Origin of the sequence: Pseudomonas sp. PB105 (assembly GCF_009764655.1) — a bacterium.
GTDB classification, from domain to species: domain Bacteria; phylum Pseudomonadota; class Gammaproteobacteria; order Pseudomonadales; family Pseudomonadaceae; genus Aquipseudomonas; species Aquipseudomonas cyclaminis.
The window spans coordinates 33323-54374 of sequence record NZ_RWIO01000038.1; the positions used below are offsets into that span (position 1 = coordinate 33323).

At 59.9% G+C, this 21052-nt stretch carries 18 protein-coding genes; 15 read left to right on the plus strand and 3 right to left on the minus strand.

Going from position 1 to position 21052, the window contains the following annotated elements:
* Positions 1–43 precede the first annotated feature (43 nt).
* Positions 44–325, minus strand: a complete 282-nt coding sequence (locus EJD88_RS08400) for a peptidylprolyl isomerase (protein WP_005788801.1) — start codon at positions 323–325, stop codon at positions 44–46.
* Between the two features lie 89 nt (positions 326–414).
* Positions 415–909, minus strand: coding sequence for a DUF1543 domain-containing protein (locus EJD88_RS08405; RefSeq protein WP_099583205.1), 495 nt, complete (start codon positions 907–909; stop codon positions 415–417).
* 106 nt (positions 910–1015) lie between these two features.
* Here EJD88_RS08405 and EJD88_RS08410 point away from each other — a divergent pair, with 106 nt between their 5' ends.
* Positions 1016–1837 (plus strand): aldo/keto reductase, encoded by an 822-nt coding sequence (locus EJD88_RS08410; protein ID WP_158877671.1) that lies wholly within the window; start codon positions 1016–1018, stop codon positions 1835–1837.
* A 53-nt stretch (positions 1838–1890) separates the two neighbouring features.
* On the opposite strand, the gene EJD88_RS08415 is transcribed toward EJD88_RS08410, so the two are convergent.
* Complete coding sequence (locus EJD88_RS08415) at positions 1891–2406, minus strand: Hcp family type VI secretion system effector (RefSeq protein ID WP_099583207.1); 516 nt, start codon at positions 2404–2406, stop codon at positions 1891–1893.
* A gap of 475 nt (positions 2407–2881) precedes the next feature.
* On the opposite strand from EJD88_RS08415, the gene tssA reads away from it, so the two are divergent.
* From tssA to tssM, 14 genes are read left to right on the plus strand one after another with little or no spacing between them, the layout of a single operon-like run.
* Positions 2882–4429 (plus strand): type VI secretion system protein TssA, encoded by a 1548-nt coding sequence (tssA, locus tag EJD88_RS08420; RefSeq protein WP_158877673.1) that lies wholly within the window; start codon positions 2882–2884, stop codon positions 4427–4429.
* 32 nt (positions 4430–4461) lie between these two features.
* Positions 4462–4959 carry a type VI secretion system contractile sheath small subunit gene (gene tssB, locus EJD88_RS08425; RefSeq protein WP_112195675.1) on the plus strand — a complete coding sequence of 166 codons (498 nt, stop codon included), beginning with the start codon at positions 4462–4464 and terminating at the stop codon, positions 4957–4959.
* A 28-nt stretch (positions 4960–4987) separates the two neighbouring features.
* Positions 4988–6463, plus strand: a complete 1476-nt coding sequence (tssC, locus tag EJD88_RS08430) for a type VI secretion system contractile sheath large subunit (RefSeq protein WP_099583210.1) — start codon at positions 4988–4990, stop codon at positions 6461–6463.
* A gap of 14 nt (positions 6464–6477) precedes the next feature.
* Positions 6478–6879, plus strand: coding sequence for a type VI secretion system baseplate subunit TssE (gene tssE, locus EJD88_RS08435; protein WP_158877675.1), 402 nt, complete (start codon positions 6478–6480; stop codon positions 6877–6879).
* Complete coding sequence (tssF, locus tag EJD88_RS08440) at positions 6869–8656, plus strand: type VI secretion system baseplate subunit TssF (RefSeq protein ID WP_158877677.1); 1788 nt, start codon at positions 6869–6871, stop codon at positions 8654–8656. The genes tssE and tssF overlap by 11 nt, the downstream gene beginning before the upstream one ends.
* Positions 8620–9627, plus strand: coding sequence for a type VI secretion system baseplate subunit TssG (tssG, locus tag EJD88_RS08445; RefSeq protein ID WP_112195667.1), 1008 nt, complete (start codon positions 8620–8622; stop codon positions 9625–9627). Before tssF ends, tssG begins: the two co-directional genes overlap by 37 nt.
* Before the next feature lie 12 nt (positions 9628–9639).
* A complete protein-coding gene (locus tag EJD88_RS08450; RefSeq protein ID WP_158877679.1) occupies positions 9640–12078 on the plus strand; it encodes an AAA family ATPase in 2439 nt (812 codons plus the stop codon).
* Positions 12075–13601 (plus strand): sigma-54-dependent Fis family transcriptional regulator, encoded by a 1527-nt coding sequence (locus EJD88_RS08455; RefSeq protein WP_099583215.1) that lies wholly within the window; start codon positions 12075–12077, stop codon positions 13599–13601. The genes EJD88_RS08450 and EJD88_RS08455 overlap by 4 nt, the downstream gene beginning before the upstream one ends.
* 59 nt (positions 13602–13660) lie before the next feature.
* Positions 13661–13792 (plus strand): type VI secretion protein, encoded by a 132-nt coding sequence (locus tag EJD88_RS27185; protein WP_256673659.1) that lies wholly within the window; start codon positions 13661–13663, stop codon positions 13790–13792.
* A gap of 16 nt (positions 13793–13808) precedes the next feature.
* Entirely contained in the window at positions 13809–14993 is a 1185-nt protein-coding gene (gene tagH / locus EJD88_RS08460) for a type VI secretion system-associated FHA domain protein TagH (protein WP_158877681.1), read from the plus strand.
* Positions 14994–14998: 5 nt separating this feature from the next.
* Positions 14999–15469, plus strand: a complete 471-nt coding sequence (tssJ, locus tag EJD88_RS08465) for a type VI secretion system lipoprotein TssJ (protein WP_099583217.1) — start codon at positions 14999–15001, stop codon at positions 15467–15469.
* A gap of 1 nt (position 15470) precedes the next feature.
* A complete protein-coding gene (gene tssK / locus EJD88_RS08470; RefSeq protein ID WP_099583218.1) occupies positions 15471–16799 on the plus strand; it encodes a type VI secretion system baseplate subunit TssK in 1329 nt (442 codons plus the stop codon).
* A 5-nt stretch (positions 16800–16804) separates the two neighbouring features.
* Positions 16805–17668, plus strand: coding sequence for a type IVB secretion system protein IcmH/DotU (icmH, locus tag EJD88_RS08475; RefSeq protein ID WP_158877683.1), 864 nt, complete (start codon positions 16805–16807; stop codon positions 17666–17668).
* A gap of 15 nt (positions 17669–17683) precedes the next feature.
* The gene (gene tssM, locus EJD88_RS08480; protein WP_158877685.1) at positions 17684–21049 is read left to right on the plus strand and encodes a type VI secretion system membrane subunit TssM; all 3366 of its coding nucleotides are present in this window, start codon (positions 17684–17686) and stop codon (positions 21047–21049) included.
* Positions 21050–21052: the final 3 nt, after the last annotated feature.

The following is a 21052-nucleotide window of genomic DNA, read 5'->3' on the forward strand; positions in this document are numbered from 1 at the left end:
ACCAAAAGGCGGGCCGTTGTTTATTGCATCAGCGCGGACTGGATCAGTCCTGGCGGCTGGTGACTTCCAGCAGGTGGTAGCCGAACTGGGTTTTCACCGGGCCTTGCACGGTGTTGACCGGGGCGCTGAATACCACGGTGTCGAATTCTTTAACCATTTGGCCTGGACCGAACGAACCCAGGTCGCCGCCTTGACGGCTGGACGGGCAGCTGGAGTTGGCTTTGGCAATTTCTGCGAAATCGGCGCCGCCTTCAATTTGGGCCTTGAGTTCGTTGCACTTGTCTTCAGTGGAAACGAGGATGTGACGGGCGGTGGCTTTGGCCATGGGGAGTAACTCCTTGAGTAAAAAGGGTGAGCCTACCGGATTCAGGCGGTTATTTCCTGGCAAAGTTCCCGGTATTTGATCGGTTGGGTTCAGGGCAGCACGATATAGTCGTTGCGCTGCAGGATTGCCCGGTGCGGCGCCTGGACGAGGTGCAGGTAGCGCCCATCCACCAGGTCGATGGGCAGGCAGTCGTCGATATCCAGCACACCATCGGTATGGGCCTGGGACCAATGCCCGCGCATCTGCTGCTTGCCCATGCCCATGGCTTGCTGTTTGTTGCGGGCGACCACCAGCAGGTAGTGATGGGCTTCGCCAAAGGTGTTCGCTTCATAACCGCCCAGGTTGATGAAGTACAGGTGATGCGCGTCCGCCTGGGGTGCCAGATGGCTGAGTTCGACCTTCCAGCCGTCGACGCCATCCACGGCCATCCACGAGTCGATATGCACGCCCTTGGGGCTGCCAAACCAACCGTCACGCAATTGCGGATAAGTGGCCTCCAGCGTATCCGCAGCGGCGAACACCACATCGTGCACTTCAATTTTCGCCCTGGGGTGCTTGCCCCCGAGCATCACGACAAACAGCATTGCGGGTCTTTCCTCGCGACTTGGCAAAGGCCAACCATACTGCGATTGAACGCTTTTGTCCGACCAATGCCACACTGTTAATCCGCGAACTCATCAGGAGGTTGTCATGCGTACCATTGATCTGGCGGGTGTTCCCGTCCCTGTCATCGGCCAGGGAACCTGGCGCATGGGCGAAAACCCGCACCAGCACCGCGCCGAAGTTGCGGCGTTGCAACTGGGAATCGACGAGGGCATGACCCTGATCGACACCGCTGAAATGTATGGCGAGGGCGGCGCCGAGACGGTGGTCGGCGAAGCCATTCGCGGCAAACGTGACCAGGTGTTCCTCGTGAGCAAGGTGTACCCGCACAATGCCAGCCACAAGGGCGTCCCGCGTGCCTGCGAAGCCAGCCTCCAGCGGCTGGGTACTGACTACATCGATCTTTACCTGCTGCACTGGCGTGGCCAACACCCGCTTGAAGAAACCGTTGAAGCGTTTGAGCGTCTGCGCGAAGCCGGCAAGATCGGCCGTTGGGGCGTCTCCAATTTCGACATGGCAGACCTGCAGGAGCTTGCGTCCGCTGCCTGCGCAACCAACCAGGTGCTCTACAACATCGAAGAGCGCGGCATCGAATTCGATCTCCTACCCTGGTGGCAGCAACATTACCTGCCGTTGATGGCGTACTGCCCGATAGCGCAGGGCGGTGAGTTGTTGTCCAGTACGACCCTCAAGCAGATCGCCCATCGCCATGAGGTCACACCGGCCCAGGTCGCACTGGCCTGGGTGTTGCGCCAAGAGGGTGTGATCGCTATTCCCAAGGCTGTTTCGCCGGAGCACGTGCGACTGAACGCAGCCGCCGCCAACCTGCTGCTCGACGAGCATGATCTCGACGCCATCGACCGTGTGTTCGGCGCGCCCAAGCGCAAGCACTCGTTGGCGATGGTTTAGCCTACGCGCAGAAACGGCGCCATCCGTGGCGGCCGTTTCTGCGCGAGCCCGAGTTAACCGGCTACCGGGCTGCGCCAGTCATCCGACCCAGACGTGCCGGACACTTCGTGTGTCCACACGATCTTGCGATAGGTGAAGTACACGTCCTCCAGATGTGTGAAGTGGGCATTGTCGGGGTCTTGGCAGTTGGGCATGCGCGACTGGATGTCTACAAGGGTGGCGCCCTCCAGCTCAATGGTGAAGTAGTGTTCCTGGGTGCCGGCCGAGGACGTGCGAAACCATTCCAGCCGGCACTTGACCTCTTCACCGCTGGTCAATGCGCTGAACAGCAGTGGCGAGGACTTATCGAAGACCTTGCTGACCATCAGCGGCTTGTGCACCCGCTGGCCCGTTGGCTGACCCGACTGTGGGTCGCGGGGAATGATTACCTGATGGGAAAACGCCTGCACCAGAATCTGGTCCTCATGGCCTTCCTGAAAAATATTCCCTACCGAGTCCTGGGTAAATGTGCCTGCCGTGATCAAACCTTGTTTTACACCGGTGATAGAGAGATACGCGGGTGTTGGCATGACTGGTTTCCTTGCCTGATTAAAAAGTAATTCCAATCGGCAACTGCGCCGACTGGTCAAATGCCTATAACAAGAACTGTGCCGGAAAGTGCGCAAGCTAATAAAAACAAAGGGGCTGTGATCGCAGTTTGCTGGATGTTGGGAATTGTGGGGAGATTTTAGTGGTTTTATAAGAATTTAGTTGCGCATAAGTGCGCATTTGTTTGCTCATGTCTCAATGCGCTGGATATTGAGTCTCTTGAGTAGGCTGGGCAGTTTATCCTGTTTTTACTGCGCAAAAACCTGCGCATGCCCTGTTTTAATTGGGTTGTAGGATGTTTCTTAAGTTTGGTTCCGATGCTTGATGAATGGGCTTTGCATGGCTAATGTTTTTGAACTTTGTAGCAGGTTTACAAAGTTTGGATGGCATTCTGATGCGACTGCTTAGTTCGCTTGGTCTGTCGATAATGTATCGATCAGTCGCATACGGTTTCAAATGGACTATTCAGAAAAGCGTTGCGCTTATTACCGTGAACTTGCCCAGTTACCCTGTTCTCCAACAAGTTTTGCGGGCAGCGATATGCGCTTTTCGGCTGAATACGAAGCGCTGGAAGCCGAACTGGGAAAGGGGCAGTCCTTACATGGCGCCGGCCAACCGGATTGGCAGAAGATCCAGGAGACCAGCGAGTACCTGTTGCGCGAGCACTCCAAGGATCTGCGGGTGGCCGTCTGGCTGACCTGGGCGTTGCACCAGCGCGAATCCTTTACCGGGCTCCTGGCAGGCCTCGGTTTGCTGCGCCAGCTGTGTGAGCATCACTGGTCGGCGGTGTATCCGAAAAAACTGCGTACCCGTGGCGCTGCGTTCGGCTGGTTGGTTTTGCGCCTAGAAACACTGGCGGCGCAAAGCCTATCTCTTCAGGGCCAGCAACCTGTATTCCGAGCTTTACTTGAGCAGTTGGCGCGCCTTGATGAGCTGTGGGCTGAGCATCTGACGGATGACGCGCCGTTGCTGCTGCCGATTCGCCGGCAATGGGACCAGCTGTTGGCTCGCGCCGCGCAAGGCCAAACGCCTGCCGTAGGGTTGGGCAGTGTGATTGCCCAAGTCAAACAGGCTGCGACTGAACGGCTTAAAGCCGAACCGACGGTAAACAACGAAAAAGACGCGCATAAATGTCTGCGCGCGTTACAGGAACAGGCCCGTCCATTGTGTACCTGGTGGTTACGCCAGAGCGCCACCGACCTGCGTGCCTTGCGCTTGAACCGGACACTGGCATGGCTGGCTCTCGTCAGCTATCCGGACGCCGACAGTGAGCGGCTCACTGCGCTGCGTGGTCCTGCGCCCGACAAACTCAAGCGTTATCACGAGCGCTTTGCCCAAGGCCATCATGCCGACTTGATCCTTGAACTTGAGGCCAGTTTCTCAAGCGCGATGTTCTGGTTCGACGGCGTGCGCATGCTCTGGCAATGCCTTGAAGCCCAGCAGGCTGGCCTGGCCATGACCGAGCTGGAAGTGAGCTTCGCCCTGTTGCTGCAACGCTTGCCCGATCTGCCGGAGTTTCGCTTTTTCGATGGCGCGCCCTTTGCCGACGCCATGACCCGCGACTGGATCGCCCTGCACGTTTCTCCTCACCTGCAATCCCCGGAGGCCTCCGGCGTGGTGGTTGACGGTGAGCCATGGGAGCTCGCCTTGCAGAACGTGGTGCCCCGGTTGCGCAAGGATGGGCTCAAGGCTGCGGTACAGGAACTCAAGCAGGGCTTGCATGCCGCCCGCGGAGACCGCGCCCGATTTCATTGGCGTCTGGCTCAGGCCCGGGTGTGCATACAGGCGGGCAAACATGAGCTGGCGAAGATTCAGCTGGAACACCTGGATCTCGAACTCCAGCGCACGGGCCTGGAGCGCTGGGAGCCGGAGCTGGCCCTTCAGGTGACCCAACTTTTGTACCGCTGTTGCGACCTGATGCCCCAAGACCACGCCGTGCGCGAGCGCAAGGAAGACACCCATCGCAGGCTGTGCCTCTTCGATCTCGAAGCGGTACTTGAATAGGCTTTCGAGCCATCCATAAAAGGAGAAATACCGTGGCCAAAGAAGGTTCGGTAGCACCCAAGGAACGCATCAATATCACCTTCAAACCCGCTATCGGTGGTGCGCAGGAAGAGGTCGAACTTCCATTGAAACTGTTGGTGCTGGGGGACTTCACCCAGCGTGAGGACGTGCGAAAGCTTGAAGATCGCAAGCCCATCGCCATCGACAAGAACACCCTTGACGAGGTGCTGGCCAAGCAGGCGCTGAGCCTGACCCTGAATGTGCCCAATCGCCTCCAGGCCGACCCCGACGTCGAAGAGTTGGCGATTCAGGTACGCATCAATTCGATGAAGGATTTCAACCCCGCGAGCCTGGTGGAACAGATCCCCGAGCTGCACAAGCTCATGGCGCTGCGTGAGGCGTTGATGGCACTCAAAGGGCCGCTGGGCAACACACCGAGCTTTCGCAAGGCCATCGAGCAGGCGCTGGCCGATGACGGGGCCCGCGCGCGGGTACTGGCTGAGCTGGGGTTGAGCGACCACACCGTCTGAGCATTTTCAGTAAAAGGACACTGACACCATGACCACACAGCAAAAAACGTTGCCTGTACACACCGCTGACGAGTCCAGCATTCTCGATCACATCATTGCTCAAACGTTGCTGAGTGCTGACGACGAGGCTTACGCCATTGCCAAACGTGGCGTCTCGGCATTTATCGAAGAGCTGATCAAGCCGCAGAACAGCGCAGAACCGGTCAAGAAGCGCCTGGTCGACCGGATGATTGCTGAAATTGACGAGAAACTCAGCCAGCAAATGGATGAAATTCTTCACCATCCGCAGTTCCAGGCCCTGGAGTCATCCTGGAAGGGCCTTCAGTTGTTGGTCGACCGCACCAACTTCCGGGAAAACATCAAGATCGAACTGCTCAACGTTTCGCGCCAGGACCTGCTGGATGACTTCGAAGACTCGCCTGAGGTGACCCAGTCCGGGCTCTACAAACATATCTACAGCGCTGAGTACGGTCAGTTCGGCGGCCAGCCTGTGGGCGCAATCATTGCCAACTATTTTCTGTCTCCCAGCGCCCCCGATGTGAAGCTGATGCAATACGCCTCCAGCGTGGCATGCATGGCCCATGCGCCTTTTATCGCGTCCGCCGGGCCAGGCTTCTTCGGCTTGGAAAGCTTCACCGGCCTGCCTGACCTGAAGGATCTCAAGGACCACTTCGAAGGCCCGCAGTTTGCCAAATGGCAGAGCTTGCGCCAGAGCGAAGATGCGCGCTATCTCGGGCTGACCGTGCCGCGTTTCCTGCTGCGCACGCCGTACGATCCCCTGGAGTGCCCGGTCAAGACGTTTGCGTATCGGGAAAACGTGGTGAACAGTCACGAGCACTACCTATGGGGCAATACCGCCTACGCCTTTGCCACGCGCCTGACCGACAGCTTCGCGCGGTTCCGCTGGTGCCCGAACATCATCGGCCCGCAAAGCGGTGGTGCAGTGGAAGACTTGCCCTTGCATCACTTTCACAGCATGGGCGAGATCGAAACCAAGATCCCCACCGAAGTACTGGTGTCCGACCGTCGTGAATACGAACTGGCGCAGGAAGGCTTCATTGCCCTGACGATGCGCAAGGGCAGCGACAATGCCGCGTTCTTCTCCGCCAGCTCCGTGCAGATGCCCAAGAGTTTCGGCATCAGCGCCGAGGGCAAGGAAGCCGAACTGAATTACCGCCTGGGCACGCAGCTGCCCTACATGATGGTGGTCAACCGTCTGGCCCATTACCTCAAGGTCCTGCAACGGGAGCAGTTGGGTTCGTGGAAGGAGCGTACCGATCTGGAACTGGAGCTCAACAAGTGGATTCGCCAATACGTTGCCGACCAGGAAAACCCCAGCGCAGAAGTGCGTGGGCGACGGCCATTACGCGCCGCGCGCATCGTGGTCAGTGACGTCGAGGGCGAGCCGGGTTGGTACCGCGTCAACCTGAGTGTGCGACCGCATTTTAAATACATGGGGGCTGACTTCACGCTGTCCCTGGTTGGCAAGCTCGATAAAGAATGAGCAGGGGCCAAGGGATGACCCGCAACAGAAGCCTTTTCGAGCGGCTTGAACAGCCTGCGGCTGACCCGGCAAACGGTGTGACATCCGTTGCGGCTCACTTGGGGAAAATGCTCAGCATCCGTGCCGGCAGCGTACAGACACTGCCGGATTACGGCATGCCGGACCTCAATGATATGCACCGCAGCCTGCATGAGTCGTTGAGCCAGTCGCGCGTGTTGATCGAGCGATTTATCCGGGCCTACGAGCCACGCTTGAAGCAGGTACGCGTGAGGGCACTGCCGCGTGGTCATGATCCTCTGGCCTTGGCATTCGCCATCGACGCCACGTTATGCATAGCCGGTGAGACGCAGCCTGTGGCGTTCACCGCGCACCTGCGTGATGCCGGGCAGGTAGAGGTGTTGCCTGATGTCCTTTAACCAGTATTACCAAAGTGAGCTCAGTGCGTTGCGTCAGCTGGGCCGGCGCTTCTCTGAACGTAATCCTGCGCTTGCCCCGTTCCTTGGCGAGGCTGGTCAGGATCCTGATGTGGAGCGCCTGCTGGAAGGCTTTGCCTTTCTCACGGGTCGCCTGCGCCAGAAGCTGGATGACGAGTTACCTGAACTGACTCACTCTTTGATGCACCTGCTGTGGCCCAACTACATGCGGCCGACACCGGCGTTCAGCATCTTGCAGTTTGACCCGTTGAAGCAGGTTGGGCCGGGTGTGATGGTCCCACGGGACACCCCCGTGGAAAGCTCGGCGATCAACGGCGAGCGCTGCCGTTTTAGGACCTGCTATGCCACCCGGGTCCTGCCACTGCAACTGAGTGCACTGGATTACAGCCCCCAAGGCGAGCGGGCGCTGTTTAGCCTGCGTCTGGAGATGAGTGCCGAGGGCAATTTCAGTGAGTGGTCGTTCGATCATGTGCGCCTGCATCTGGCGGGAGACCGTTATGTCAGTCAGGGGTTGTACCTGAGTCTGTTGCGCCACGTTGACGGGATCGAGTTGCAGCCATTCGGCTGCGATGGCCTGGCAATCAAGGGGGCGGATGGCCAGGCTTTGTGCCTGCGAGTTGGCGCCGATCAGGTGAAGCCGGTGGGGTTCTGCGAGCTGCATGCGCTGATTCCCTACCCGCAGAACACCTTTCGCGGATACCGTCACCTGCAGGAATATTTCGCTTTCCCGGAAAAATACCTGTTCGTCGATGTGCAAGGGCTGGATGTGCTGCAGCAGTTGCCCCAGGACGTACTCAAGCAGATCTGCGGAGTGAAGCTGTGCTTCGGGTTACACACCCAGAGCCAGGCTACGCAGTGCCCTACGCTGGACAACGTGAAGCTGTACTGCACGCCCATCGTCAACCTGTTCCAGCATGATGCGGTGCCGATTCGCCTTGAGGGCAAGCAGGACGAATACCTGCTGATTCCCGGCGAGTATGCGCGCGCTAACGCCAGCGTGTTTTCCGTAGACAAGGTGACGGGCTGGCGCCCTGGCGGCTTGGGGTATGCGGCTTACGTACCGTTTGAATCCTTCGAGCATGACGGCGATACGGATGCATCGGCAGCGCCCAACAGCTACAGCATTCGCCAACGCGAGTCGACGCAGCACGCGGGACTTGATACCTGGCTGGGCCTGGGCAACGGCCATGGGCATGCACAGGAAACACTGTCGATCGAGCTGACCTGTACCAATCACAACCTGCCTCGGCAACTGCGGGCCGGAGAGATCAACCAGCCCTGCGAGCAGACACCGGAGGGGTTGTCATTTCGCAATATCAGCGTGCCGACCGCGAGTTATGCGCCGCCCCTGGATCAGGACTTTCTCTGGCGCCTTATCAGCAACATGTCACTCAACTATCTGTCACTGAGCGATATCAAGGCGCTGAAGGTGATCCTCGAAACCTATGACCTGCCGCGTTATCACGATCGACAGGCACGCAAGGTCAGCCAGATCAGGTTAGGTGCGTTGCAGTCCATCAGCCATACCGCCGTCGACCGCTTGCACCGTGGAATGCCCTATCGGGGGTTGCGGATCGACCTGACCGTTGATCCACACGGTTTCCTGGGGCCGGGCGAAGTGTTTGTGTTCGCGTCGGTGCTCAACGAGTTCTTCGCGCTTTACGCCAGCCTCAATGCCTTCCATGAACTACGCGTCATCAGCACACAAGGAGATGTGTACCTATGGCCACCCAGGATGGGCCAGCAGCCCCTGCTTTGACCGAACTGTCCCGTGTCATTCGCGAGTATTCGCTGTATCAGGCGATTTTGCAGGTGATCAAACGTCTGCGTGATGCCCATCCGTTGCTGGATGACAACGCGCTGTATGACCGGTTGGAGTTTCAGGCCAACCCAGGTCTTGGTTTCCCCGGTCACGATATTGATCGGCTGGAGTTTTTTGTCGAGCGCGATCAGTTGCACGCGCGTCTTCGCCTGAACGTGCTGGGGTTATGCGGTGCGGGCTCTCCATTGCCCGCGTTTTATGGCGAGCAGGCATTTGCCGAAGGGGTGGGCGGTACGACGACGCGAGATTTCCTGGACCTTTTTCATCACCGCCTGCAACGACTGATGCTGCCGATCTGGCGTAAATACCGCTATCGAGCGCGGTTTCAGACGGGAGCCAGCGACGCCTTTTCCGAGCAGATGTTTGCCCTGGTGGGGTTGGGGAGCAGGCACATCCGTGATGCGACGCAGTTGGACTGCAAACGGTTGCTGCCTTACCTGGGGCTGCTGAGCCTGCGGGCTCATTCGGCGGCCCTGATCGAGACAGTCCTGCGTTACTACTTCAAGCACAGCAGCGTGTACATCGAGCAGTGGGTTGAGCGCACGGTTGGCATTGCTCTAGAGCAGCAAAACCGGCTGGGTGGTGCCAACAGTTTGCTGGGGTTGGACCAGGTATTGGGGTGCCGGGTCGCCGACCGCAGCAGCAAGTTCAGGGTGCATGTAAAGGGCCTGGACTGGCGGCGTTTTCATGGGTTTTTGCCCAATGGTCCGGAGTATCCCCAACTGTGCTCGTTGGTGCGATTGACCGCACGAGACCCACTGGAATATGACCTGCGCCTGGTGTTGGCCAGGGACGAGATCAGGCCACTGCACCTCGGCGAACACAACGTCTGTCGGCTGGGTTGGACCAGTTGGCTGGCACATGAGTGCGCTGACGGTGTGGTCATTGTGGCCAGCAATGCTCAATAGGGACTGATGATTATGATGAATGTAGACCTGCAACAACTTATCCGGACGCTGAGCCCCGGGGTTCGTCGAGACCTGGAACGCTCGGCCGAGCGTTGCGTTACCCGGGGCGGACGGGAGGTGCTGGTAGAAGACTTGCTGCTGGCCCTGCTGGAGCATAGCGGTGGGCTTCTGGAGCGGGCATTGGCCGATGCCGGGGTTGAAGTCGGCGAGCTGGAAGCCGCCCTGCAACCCAAAGGCGAGACGAGCGCGTCGCGTAATCCGGTGTTTGCCCTGGCGCTTGTGCAATGGCTGCAACAGGCGTTGCTGGTTGCGCATTTGGAACTGCGTCAGACCGAAGTGGACCATGGCGCCCTGTTACTGGCGCTGTTGCGCCACCCACTGCAGCATGCGGGCAGTGGCTATCAGGCGTTGTTGAGCCGTTTGGACGCACAGCGCGTCCGCGATGTTGCGTTGAGCCAGGTAGCTGAGATCAGGCCGGTGACCAGCGGCGAGTCATTGCTGGAACGTTTTACCCATGACCTGACGCGCCAGGCAGGTGAAGGGCGTATCGATCCGGTGTTGTGTCGCGATGCTGAGATTCGCCAGTTGATCGACATCCTTATGCGCCGGCGCAAGAACAATCCGATCCTTGTCGGTGAGGCGGGGGTGGGCAAGACCGCCGTGGTCGAAGGCCTCGCCTTGCGCATTGCCAACTCACAGGTGCCTGACCCGCTCAAGGATGTGCGGGTGCTGACCCTGGACATGGGCCTGTTGCAAGCAGGTGCCAGTATCAAAGGTGAATTCGAACGGCGCCTCAAGGGCGTGATCGATGAGGTCAACGCCTCTGCGAAGCCGGTGATTCTGTTTATCGACGAGGCACATACCCTGGTGGGTGCCGGTGCGCAGGCGGGTGCCGGCGATGCGGCCAATCTGCTCAAACCGGCGCTGGCGCGGGGCGAGTTGCGGACCATCGCGGCCACCACGTGGTCGGAATACAAGAAGTATTTCGAGAAGGACCCGGCGTTGGCCCGACGTTTCCAACCGGTGCTGGTTGGCGAGCCCAGTGTTGAGCAGGCGATCTCGATCCTGCGCGGGCTGGTTCCGGCGTATGAGACCAGTCACGGCGTGTACATCCGTGACGATGCTGTCGTCGCAGCCGCGCAGATGAGCGCCCGCTACCTCGCCGGTCGGCAACTGCCCGACAAGGCCGTGGATGTGCTGGATACCGCCTGCGCACGTGCGCGAATCAGCCAGGTAACAGCGCCCGAGGCATTGGAGCGCCTGAGTACCCAACAGGCTGAAGGCTCGCGCCAGCGCGAGGCGCTGAGTCGAGACAGGAACGCCGGGCTCCCCGTGGATGAGCAGGCCATGCACGCATTGAGCCTTCGACTGGCGGCTATCGAGAGCGAGCGTCAGCCGTTGGAACAGCGCTGGCATGAACAGCGAACTCAGGCGGAACCGGTGCGTGTGTGCCCGCGGGTGGTGGCGCAGGTCATCAGCGCCTGGACGGGTATTCCGCTTGAACAGCTGTCCCTGGAACACAGTGCGGCGGTCCTCGGTTTTGCCGATGCGCTGCGTTCGCGCATTCTCGGCCAGGAACCTGCTGTACAGGCGCTGGATCGCAACCTGCGCGCGGTGGCGGCAGGGCTGAACAAGGCCGATGCTCCGGTCGGCGTGTTTCTGCTGGTGGGCCCGAGTGGTGTGGGCAAGACCGAAACCGCCTTGGCTCTGGGGGATTTGCTGTATGGCGGCGAGCGTTTTGTTACCACGCTAAATATGTCGGAGTTTCAGGAAAAGCACGCCTTGTCACGGCTGATTGGCGCACCACCCGGTTATATCGGGTACGGCGAGGGCGGGGTGTTGACCGAGGCTGTGCGCCAGCGACCTTATTCGGTGGTGCTCCTCGACGAAGTCGAAAAGGCCGACCCGGAGGTGTTGAATCTGTTCTATCAGATCTTCGACAAGGGGCTGGCCAATGATGGTGAAGGACGGGAAATCGATTTTCGCAACACGCTGATCCTGATGACCTCCAACCTGGCCAGCGAGTGCATCGTCGACTTATGCGCAGGCGGCCAACGGCCTGACGCTCAAGTGCTGCAAGACGCAATCCGCCCCGTGCTGCGCGACTATTTCAAGCCAGCACTGCTCGCCCGGATGCGTGTCGTGCCTTATTACCCGGTCGCGGGTGATGTATTACATGACCTGGCAAGGCTCAAGCTCGACCAGTTGGGGCGAAGATTGCAGTCGCGCAAGCTGGTATTCAGCTATGCAACTGAACTGCTTGCTCATATGGCCGAGCGTTGCTCCCATAGCGACAGCGGGGCACGGTATATCGACCAATGGATCGAGATCCACCTGTTGCCACAGATGGTCGATCGTCTGCTGGAGGCGATGACCATCGGTGAGTCTCTGTCGAGGGTTCATGCACGTCTGGATGGTGACGGGCAGCCGATATGCGAGTTCAGCCGATGATGAACAGTGCATTCGCCCAATTACCCCAGCCCCTGGCCTATGCCGATGCGTTGCTGGCATGGATCACCCGGATGGGGATCGACAGTGATGAGAGTACGTTGCCGGACCTGTGCGTCGCGGCGGCTGCGCAACTGAGTCAATGTGAACTCAGCCAGTTGTATTGGCGCGATGAGGCGACGGGTCGACTCGACCTGATTGCCCAGCATTTGCCTGGGGCACTATCCCCGTGTAATCAGGCTTGCGGACCTGACTTCCAGCAAGAGCAGTTGTTGGACTATGTCCTCAGCCAGTGCCGTCCACTGAGCCTGGAAGATCTGCCTGGTAGCGTGTACCAAAGCGGGTTTTTGCCGGCAGTGGCAATGCCCTGGCGGTCGTTGTGCTGCGTACCGTTGTTCGGTCGGCGCAAAACCGTTGCCGGCGTGTTGCTGTGCGCCAGCCAGCATCCGGTGTCCTTGCAGGAATATGCCTCTTCGTTGGGCCAGTTGGGCAGCTTCGCCTTGAGCCAGCTTGCCTTGTTGCGGCGTATGCGCCCCGCGCCCGGCGGCGCCCAGGTTTGCATGCCGATACCGCGTACGGTGTATGGGCTGATCGGCAAGAGCGCGGCCATGGATGAAACCTGCCGCTTGATCGGCAAGGTACTGAACACACCCTATACCGTGCTCCTGCGCGGCGAGACGGGCACCGGCAAGGAGGTGGTGGCGCGGGCCATCCATGGGGCCGGGCCGCGCAAAAACAAAGCCTTTGTGGTGCAAAACTGTGCCGCCTTTCCCGAAGGCCTGCTGGAAAGTGAGTTGTTCGGCTACCGCAAAGGCGCCTTCACTGGCGCTGAGCGCAACCACGCCGGGCTATTCGATACGGCGGACGGAGGCACGTTGCTCCTTGATGAAATCGGCGACATGCCGCTGTCGCTGCAGGCCAAGCTGCTGCGGGTTTTGCAGGAAGGAGAAATCCGCCCGTTGGGCGCCAGCGCTGCGCATAAGGTCGATGTGCGCATTATCGCGGCGACCCACCGTGACCTTGCGGCGATGGTGGCCGAAGGCAGTTTTCGCCAGGACCTGTATTACCGGTTGGCGCAATTCCCTATCGAGCTTCCGGCCTTGCGTGAACGGGAGGGCGACGTGTTGCTGTTGGCGCGACATTTCGCGCAAATCGCCTGTACCGCGCTGGGCCGTACTGCGGTGGAGTGGTCCAGCGCAGCCCTGGACCAACTGTCGAGTCACGCCTTCCCAGGCAATGTCCGCGAACTTAAATGCCTGGTGGAGCGCGCTGTATTGCTTTGTGACGACAGCGTGATCTTGCCGGTACATCTATCTCTCGCGCCAGTGCCTGAGGCTACGGCGGCGGATGCAACGTTGCGCCAGCGGCTGGAGCGAGTTGAACGGGTGTTCCTGATCGATTGCCTGCGCAAAAACCGTGGCAATCGAACCCGTACCGCTCACGAACTGGGGGTTGCACGTCGCACGCTGCTCTATCGCCTTGCACGCCTGAACATCCCCTGTGGCGCCGCCCAAGGAGAGTGCTGAATGCAGAATATGTGGGTTTTTTGCGCCGTCGCCGGCCTTACTTTTCGTGGAGATACCTGATGCCTGTTCGTCCATGTCAAGCCCTGGCGCTTGCACTGTGTTTACTGGGCGGCTGTAACGCCAATTACGTTTTTGATGATGCCGACTACCGTCCGCTGGGTGATCCCCATGCGCTCCGTCGCGGCCATTGAACTGGGGAACCCTGCCATGCAGTTAGTGTTAGAGGTGTGCAATACCACGGACGGTGAACCGCCTGCCGGCAAGGTTTTTGACGGCGTCGGTGGCGTGATCGGCCGTGGCTCGGGTTGTGACTGGGTCATCCCCGACCCCAGCCGTTTGCTCTCCAGTCAACATGGTTTGGTCAGTTACCGAGGCGGCCAGTACTTTCTCACCGATATCAGTAGCAACGGGATTGGTGTGTCGGGAAGTACCGAGCGTTTGCTGAAGGGCCAGGCTCGCCTGATCAGCGAAGGTGATGTCTATCAAGTCGGCTCGATGGATATTCGCGCAGGCTTGACGGGGCAGGGCTCGACGCGGGACCGGCGAGCGTTTGCCAGCACTGACCCGATTCCTGACGATGCCTTCCTCGGGCTGGACCCGTTGCAGGTGTTGGAGCACGAACCCTCGGACAGCACGTCGTCCGACGAACCAGACACCTGGCGATCTGCGGCGCAGGCGCCGGGCGGCACGTTTTCTCACGGCGCGGTAGAGCGCGATCATATGATCGTGCCGAGATGGGCCGAGCCCGGCACACGCGAGGCCTGTACTCAACCCGCTGCGGTGGCTGCGCCAGCAACGGAAGTCTTCTGGGCGCAATTCGGTGAAGCGCTGGGCATGGATATGGATGCGCTCGACACGGCGGGTCGCGAGGCCATGGCCATCAAGGTGGCGGGGCTGTGCAGGCAATCTATCGAAGGGTTGCAGCAGAGCCTGCGAACCCGCGATGAACTCAACAGTGAATTGAATCTGGATTGGGCCACGTCGCCGCTCAAAGGCCCCAATCCCCTGAAGGATTGCCCCGATATACAGGCCACCTTGGCGTCGCTTTTGAGCAGCGCCGAGGTAGGCCAGCGTTCGGCCGAATTGGCGGTTGCCGAGGTATGCCGGGAGATCCAAATCCATCAACTCGCCTTGGTTGTGGCCTGCCGCGCCGCCATGCGGGGCGCGCTGGCAGCGTTTGCACCCGACCATCTGCGGCTGTGCTTCGAACGCCAAGGTAAGCCGCGCAGGTTCTCTACCGACGGTGCTCATTGGCGGGCTTACCAACTTCATCATCGCCGGCTGATCGATGAGGCCGCCTCGGGCGAACATCTGTTGCGCAACGATTTTTCCAACGCCTACAAAGAGCAGGTGCGCCTTGTCTCCACGTTGCTTACGACTTGCTCAGGATGATGGTCATGTATCGAATCCCTTTTGTATCAATGCTTGTCGTTCTGGGGCTGTTGGCCGGTTGCGCCGGCGTCTCACCCATTTCCACCTTGACCAAGCTGGATCTGACGTTGGCAGCCAGCGAATCCGTCAACCCGGACCTGCACGGTCGTCCGTCGCCAGTGGTTGTGCACCTGATTGAGCTACGGCATCCGGTGGCGTTCGAAAATGCTGATTTCTTCAGTCTCTATAGTCGCGCCGAGCAGTCATTACCCAAGGACTGGGTCAATGGCGAAGAGCTGGAGCTGCGCCCTGGTGAACAGCTGGCGCTAAAGCTCAGTGTCGAACCACACAGTCGTTATATCGGCGTTTTGGCTGCCTATCGAAATTTGCCCCACGTGCAGTGGCGGTTTGTGCTTCCCGTGACCCGGCAACGGCTGACACGGGCGGACCTGATTCTTGACGAGTCGGGTATCCGAACCAGCAGAAGGGAAGATTGAAATGGAAATTCATAAAGTCATCTGGCAGGAAGGCATGCTGCTGCGCCCCCAGCATTTGCAGCACAACGACCGCTATTACCATCAGCAGCTCAACCGTACCCGCTTGCTCGGCAGTGATGGCTGGGGATTCCTGAGTCTGGAGGTCGACGTGCAGTACCTCAACATGGGCAAAGTGGTCGTGAATCAAGCCAGTGGTGTCTTCCCTGATGGCAGCCTGTTCGAGCTGAACGCAGCGATGGCGCCGCTGGTATTGCAGGTGCCCGCCAACACAGGCGGGCAACCAGTGTTCCTGGCGTTGCCGTTGGTCATCGGTAATCAGATAGAAGTGCGCAGGCAAGAGCAAAGCGAAGTGCTGGCACGTTACGTCAGTTGTGAGTCGGAGATCGGTGACTCCAACGCCGGAGTCGAGTCCCGTTGTCGGATCAACTGCGCACGGCCGGACCTGCGATTGCTCCTGGGAGAGCAATCCAGTGACCCGCTCCATGTGAAGCTTCAGGTTGCCCAGGTGCTGGACTCGACCCCTGAGGGCGGCGTGCGGCTGGACACGGATTTTGTACCGACATTCATTTATCTGCAGCAGTCAGGTTACGTATCGTCATGCATCAAGGAAGTACTCAGCCTGCTCGCGACCCGAGGGGATGCGATTGCCGAACGCATCCAGGGCAATGGTGGAGCATCGGGCGCTCAAGTCGGCGATTTTCTGATGCTGCAATTGATCAATCGCACGGAGCTGGTATTGCGGCACTACCTGGGTCAGACGCAGGTGCGTCCGGAAGCCTTGTATCGAGAGTTGCTGTCGGTTCTCGGCGAGTTGTCCACGTTTGCCACCGACAGCAAACGTGCGCAGCTGGAAGGGTATTACCGGCATTGTGACCAGGCCGCGAGCTTTCGCGGCCTGATGGCGGGCGTGCGCGGGGTGCTGTCGTCGGTGCTGGAGCAACATGCCATTGAGCTGGTGTTGCAACAGCGTCAGTACGGTGTGCTGGTGTGCCCGGTGAGTGACCTCAAATTGCTGGGCACGGCCACGTTCATTCTGGCGGCGACCGCTCAGTGTGATTCGGATGAATTACGCCACCGCCTGCCTGCGCACCTCAAGATCGGACCTGTGGAGCGGATCCGCGAGCTGGTCAACCTGCACTTGGCCGGTATCAAGGTCAAGCCATTGCCGGTAGCGCCGCGACAGATCCCATTTCACGCCGGCAAGACCTATTTCATGCTCGAACTCGGCGCCCGTGACATCACGCAGTTGGAGCAATCCGGTGGTTTTGCCTTTCATGCCAGCGGCGAGTTTGCCGAACTTGAACTCAACTTCTGGGCCATCAGGAACTGAACGCCATGACTATGGACAGTGAATACCCGCAGGACGAAAAAACCGTGCTGCTTGACCGCGATGGCCGCGCCCCGGCGCACGTGGCGTTGACGGATTTTCCCACGCCCCCGCGCTTCGAACACCTGGAAGACCGGATGATCTATACCGCCGGCCAGCAAGGGGTACAAAGCTTCAATATAGGGCCCAACACTCTGGTAACCGCCGCCTGGGAACTGCTGTCACAGGTGGTTCAGCTCAAAGGCGACGCCGGACGGGAAAGCCTGCAGAGCCTCAACGACCGGTTGTCCTCTGGAATTACCGCGTTTGAAACACGTGCCTTGTACCAGGGTGCAGAAAACAGTCAGGTCATGTCGGCGCGTTATGTGCTCTGCAGCGTGATTGACGAAGCCGTGGTGACGACCGCTTGGGGCAATCGCAGTGACTGGTCGAAGACCAGCCTGCTGAGCCGCTTTCACAATGAAACGTTCGGCGGGGAGAAATTCTTCCAACTGCTGGAGCGCCTGTCCCGTGATCCGGTCAAGCACCTGGCCATGCTGGAGCTGATGTACCTGTGCCTGTCATTGGGTTTTGAAGGTAAATACCGGGTCCTGGATCGTGGAGGGTCGCAGCTGGAAACCGTGCGCGATGGTTTGTACCGACAGATCAGGCACGTGCGTGGTGATCGCCCATCGATGACTACGCCAACGGCGACTGTCCCAGCGGCAGGTGCACGCTTGCGCATTATTTCCGTTACCCGGGTCGTGATCTTCACATGGGTCTGTTTGCTGGCGATGTACTCAGGTTTTGCCTGGGTCCTGGGCACTGAACGCATGACGGTGCTGCAATCCTTTCAACCTTTGGCGCCGGATCAGACACGGTCGTCCTTGTAACGCTGGGAGCAATGAATGAACGCATTCTTCAAGGGCGTGGGCACAGTGCTGCGCAAGAGTTGGGTCTGGAGCCTGCTTATCGTGTTGGCCAGCGCGCTGCTGGTGTGGTTTTTCGGGCCGTTGCTGGCGGTGGGCGACCACCGGTTCTGGCAAGGTGCTACGTCTCGCCTGCTGAGCATCTGTGGCCTGTTGCTGCTGTGGGGATTGGCGATGGTCGTGGTGGGCGCACGTCGTACCGCACGGATCAACCAACCTGAACAGCAGGCACGCGATCAACGCCAGGGGTTGATTGACGATGAGCGCCGGCATGTACGCGGCCGTTTCAAGGAGGCGTTGCACGCGCTGAAAATCTCCCACCGTTATGGTGAGCGCAGTGAACGTTGGCGCAACGATTTACCCTGGTACCTGTTGATCGGCCAACAGGGCAGTGGCAAGTCCCACTTGCTGGCGGCCTGCGGCTCACCGTTCCCGCTGGATCGGGACGGGGCGATGGCGCCGGGCGCAACTCAGTATTTTGACTGGTATCTGGCTGACGCAGCCGTACTCGTCGAAAGTGCCGGGCGCTACCTGGCCCAGCCTGATAGCGCAGTCGATGGGGCCGGCTGGTCGACGTTCCTGGGCTTGCTCAAAGGGCGGTGCCGGGCGCGCCCGCTCAACGGCGTGGTGGTGACGCTGGCGGTAGAGACACTGCTAGGCGGCCATGAGCGCGACCTGGACCTGCATGCGCGCCACGTACACAGCCGCTTGCAGGATATCCAGCAGAAGCTGCATGTGGACGTGCCGGTTTATCTGGTGCTGACCCAGGCAGACCGATTGCCGGGTTTCGCCGAGTTCTTCGATGCATCCCACGGCGACAGCGTCGACACCTTGCTGGGGGAGCGGCTGACTACCAGCGCCGCCGGTACCGAAATGACCCAGGTGCGCGAAGCGTTCGAGGCGCTGTTGCAACGCCTTGCAGCGGAGCTGATCCCGCGTTTGCACCAGGAACGCGATGCCGGACGTCGTGGCCAGATGCTTGATTTTCCTCGGCAGGCTGCGCAGATTGGTGAGCGTTTGTGTCTGTTTGTGGAGTCTGCGTTCTCCGCGCACCGCTTTCAGCGTATCAACGGATTGCGCGGGTTTTACCTGACGTGCGCGCAGACTGACGACAGGCGCTCCCACTTCGTCCAGGGCCTGTTCAACCGAGTGATTTTTGCCGAGGCCAATCTCGCGGGATTGCAAACACCGGAGCGCCGACGCATCCGTCAACGCCAAGGGTTGCTGGCGTTGACCGCCGTACTGGTCATCACCGGGGCAGGAGGCCTGTGGGCACACAGTTATGGGGTCAACCACCAGCGTTTGATGCAGCTGGCGGAACTAATCAAGTCGCCGCCACCGGGTCCGTCCGCCGCGGACCAAACCCTGACGTTGCTGCCCTTGCTGGACGGTCTGTTGGCCGCGACCCGTGTATTTCCGTCGATGGGAGAGGCTCGCTGGACGGAGAGGGCCGGCTTGTATCAAGGCGAGGTGAGCCGTGCACCGTTGATCAGTGCCTATGAAGAGGCGCTGCACCAGCAGTTTCTACCGCAGGTGACCTCGTTGCTCGAAGAACAGGTGCGCACCAGTCTTGATGATCGCGAGAGGCTGCTGGACATGCTGCGGGCCTACCTGATGATTAACCTGCGGGAGCGGCGCGATACCACTTGGTTGGCACAGCACATGGCCGGTCACTGGTCCACCCGGTATGCCGGGGAGGCTTCGACGCAGAGCCGCTTGAACGAACACCTCTCGCGGATGCTTGAACAACCCTTCCAGGCGCCCCTGAACACCGAGCTGGTGGCTCAGGCCCGGCAGGCGTTACGAGGTGAGTCTCTGGCGGATGTGGTCTATCGGGTGCTGCGAGACCAGGCCAGGAACCTGGAGCCCCATCGTCTACCAGAAGGGCTGGGCCTCACCGCTGTCGACCAGCCGATACCGGGCTTCTACACCAAACGGTACGTGCACTATTTTGAAAAACACGGCCCCCGTCTGGTCAACGCAATCGCCCAGGATAACTGGGTGCTTGGGGAGGCCGGCGATCTGAGCGCCATGGATTTGCGCCAGTTGATGCTGGAGTTGGAACAACGCTATTTCAGCGAGTACGCGGATGCCTGGAGCCAGGCCCTGGGGCGGATCAGCCTGCAGCGCAGCGACAGCGTCCGGCAGCATGCCGATGGGCTTGCCGGATTGGCGTCAGTGCAATCACCGCTGGTGCAACTGTTGCAACAGGTGCGAGAGAACACCCGCTTGTCGGCGGCCAGCGATCGTCTTCAGGCAATGGGGGAGGCGGTTCAAGAGGCGGCATCCAGTGTGCTGACCAGCCAGCTGTCGGTACCGGCGGCTTCTGATTCTGCGCGACGTGCTTTGCAGCGGCGATTCGAACCTTTGCATCAGTTGCTGGATGCCGAGCAGAACCCAGGCGCAGAACTGATGCAGGCGTTGCGACTGCTGGATGAATGGCAGCTGCAATTGGCGGCACTGAACCGCGAGGGCGCGCCGGAGCAGGCAGCGTTCAAGCTGGTCAAGCAACGCATGGAAGGGCAGCAGCCGCTGCTGGGCCGTGTGCGTGATGCTGCAGTGCGCCTGCCGCAACCTTTCAAGGGCTGGTTTGGCGACATTGCCGATGAGAGCTGGCGACTGCTGCTTGATGACGCCTATGTGCATGTCAATCAACGCTATCAAACTGAGGTGTACGGGTTTTACGCCAAGGCGATTCAGCGCCGCTACCCGTTCAGTGCCCACGCCGGCAGCGACGTTGCCTTGGGCGATTTCCAGGAGTTTTTCAAACCTCGTGGAGGCATGGCGCGCTTTTATGACAGCTACCTGCGGCCCTTTGTCGGTGCCGAGGGTGGCCGCTATCGCCTGCGCAACCTGGATGGCCGGAGCCTGCCGTTGTCGCGCTCGCTGTTGGAGCAACTGACAAAGGCCCAGATGATTCGACATGGTTTTTTTACTGAAGAACAGGGGGACTGGGCGGTCCGCTTCACGCTGGCGCCCTACAGTCTGGATCAGGCCGTCAGCCGCGCGATTCTGAGCATTGGTGGGCAACACCTTGAATACCGTCATGGCCCGATCGTGCCGATGGCGTTTCATTGGCCAAATGACGCAGACAATGGCCGCAGCAGCCTGGTGCTGGAGCGGGGCGCGGAGCGGCCGCTGGGCATTGAAAAAAACACCGGCCCCTGGTCGTTATTCCGGTTTTTCGACCTGATGCAAAGCGAGCCTGCAAGCGGCCGGGATGCACACCTGCTCAAGGCCGATCTGGCTGGCCTGCGCGCCAACTTCCTGCTCACCAGCCAACGCCACCCAGGCCCGTTTCAGTTGGCGACGTGGCGCACGTTCCGTCTGCCGGAGCAATTGTGAGGC

Coding starts and splice junctions, on each gene's coding strand:
- EJD88_RS27185 (WP_256673659.1), top strand. CDS start 13,661: ATGCCTGTTCGTCCATGTCAAGCCCTGGCGCTTGCACTGTGTTTACTG.
- tssK (WP_099583218.1), top strand. CDS start 15,471: ATGGAAATTCATAAAGTCATCTGGCAGGAAGGCATGCTGCTGCGCCCC.
- EJD88_RS08410 (WP_158877671.1), top strand. CDS start 1,016: ATGCGTACCATTGATCTGGCGGGTGTTCCCGTCCCTGTCATCGGCCAG.
- tssJ (WP_099583217.1), top strand. CDS start 14,999: ATGTATCGAATCCCTTTTGTATCAATGCTTGTCGTTCTGGGGCTGTTG.
- icmH (WP_158877683.1), top strand. CDS start 16,805: ATGACTATGGACAGTGAATACCCGCAGGACGAAAAAACCGTGCTGCTT.
- tssE (WP_158877675.1), top strand. CDS start 6,478: ATGACCCGCAACAGAAGCCTTTTCGAGCGGCTTGAACAGCCTGCGGCT.
- EJD88_RS08415 (WP_099583207.1), bottom strand. CDS start 2,406: ATGCCAACACCCGCGTATCTCTCTATCACCGGTGTAAAACAAGGTTTG.
- tssF (WP_158877677.1), top strand. CDS start 6,869: ATGTCCTTTAACCAGTATTACCAAAGTGAGCTCAGTGCGTTGCGTCAG.
- EJD88_RS08455 (WP_099583215.1), top strand. CDS start 12,075: ATGATGAACAGTGCATTCGCCCAATTACCCCAGCCCCTGGCCTATGCC.
- tagH (WP_158877681.1), top strand. CDS start 13,809: ATGCAGTTAGTGTTAGAGGTGTGCAATACCACGGACGGTGAACCGCCT.
- EJD88_RS08450 (WP_158877679.1), top strand. CDS start 9,640: ATGATGAATGTAGACCTGCAACAACTTATCCGGACGCTGAGCCCCGGG.
- EJD88_RS08405 (WP_099583205.1), bottom strand. CDS start 909: ATGCTGTTTGTCGTGATGCTCGGGGGCAAGCACCCCAGGGCGAAAATT.
- EJD88_RS08400 (WP_005788801.1), bottom strand. CDS start 325: ATGGCCAAAGCCACCGCCCGTCACATCCTCGTTTCCACTGAAGACAAG.
- tssM (WP_158877685.1), top strand. CDS start 17,684: ATGAACGCATTCTTCAAGGGCGTGGGCACAGTGCTGCGCAAGAGTTGG.
- tssC (WP_099583210.1), top strand. CDS start 4,988: ATGACCACACAGCAAAAAACGTTGCCTGTACACACCGCTGACGAGTCC.
- tssG (WP_112195667.1), top strand. CDS start 8,620: ATGGCCACCCAGGATGGGCCAGCAGCCCCTGCTTTGACCGAACTGTCC.
- tssA (WP_158877673.1), top strand. CDS start 2,882: ATGGACTATTCAGAAAAGCGTTGCGCTTATTACCGTGAACTTGCCCAG.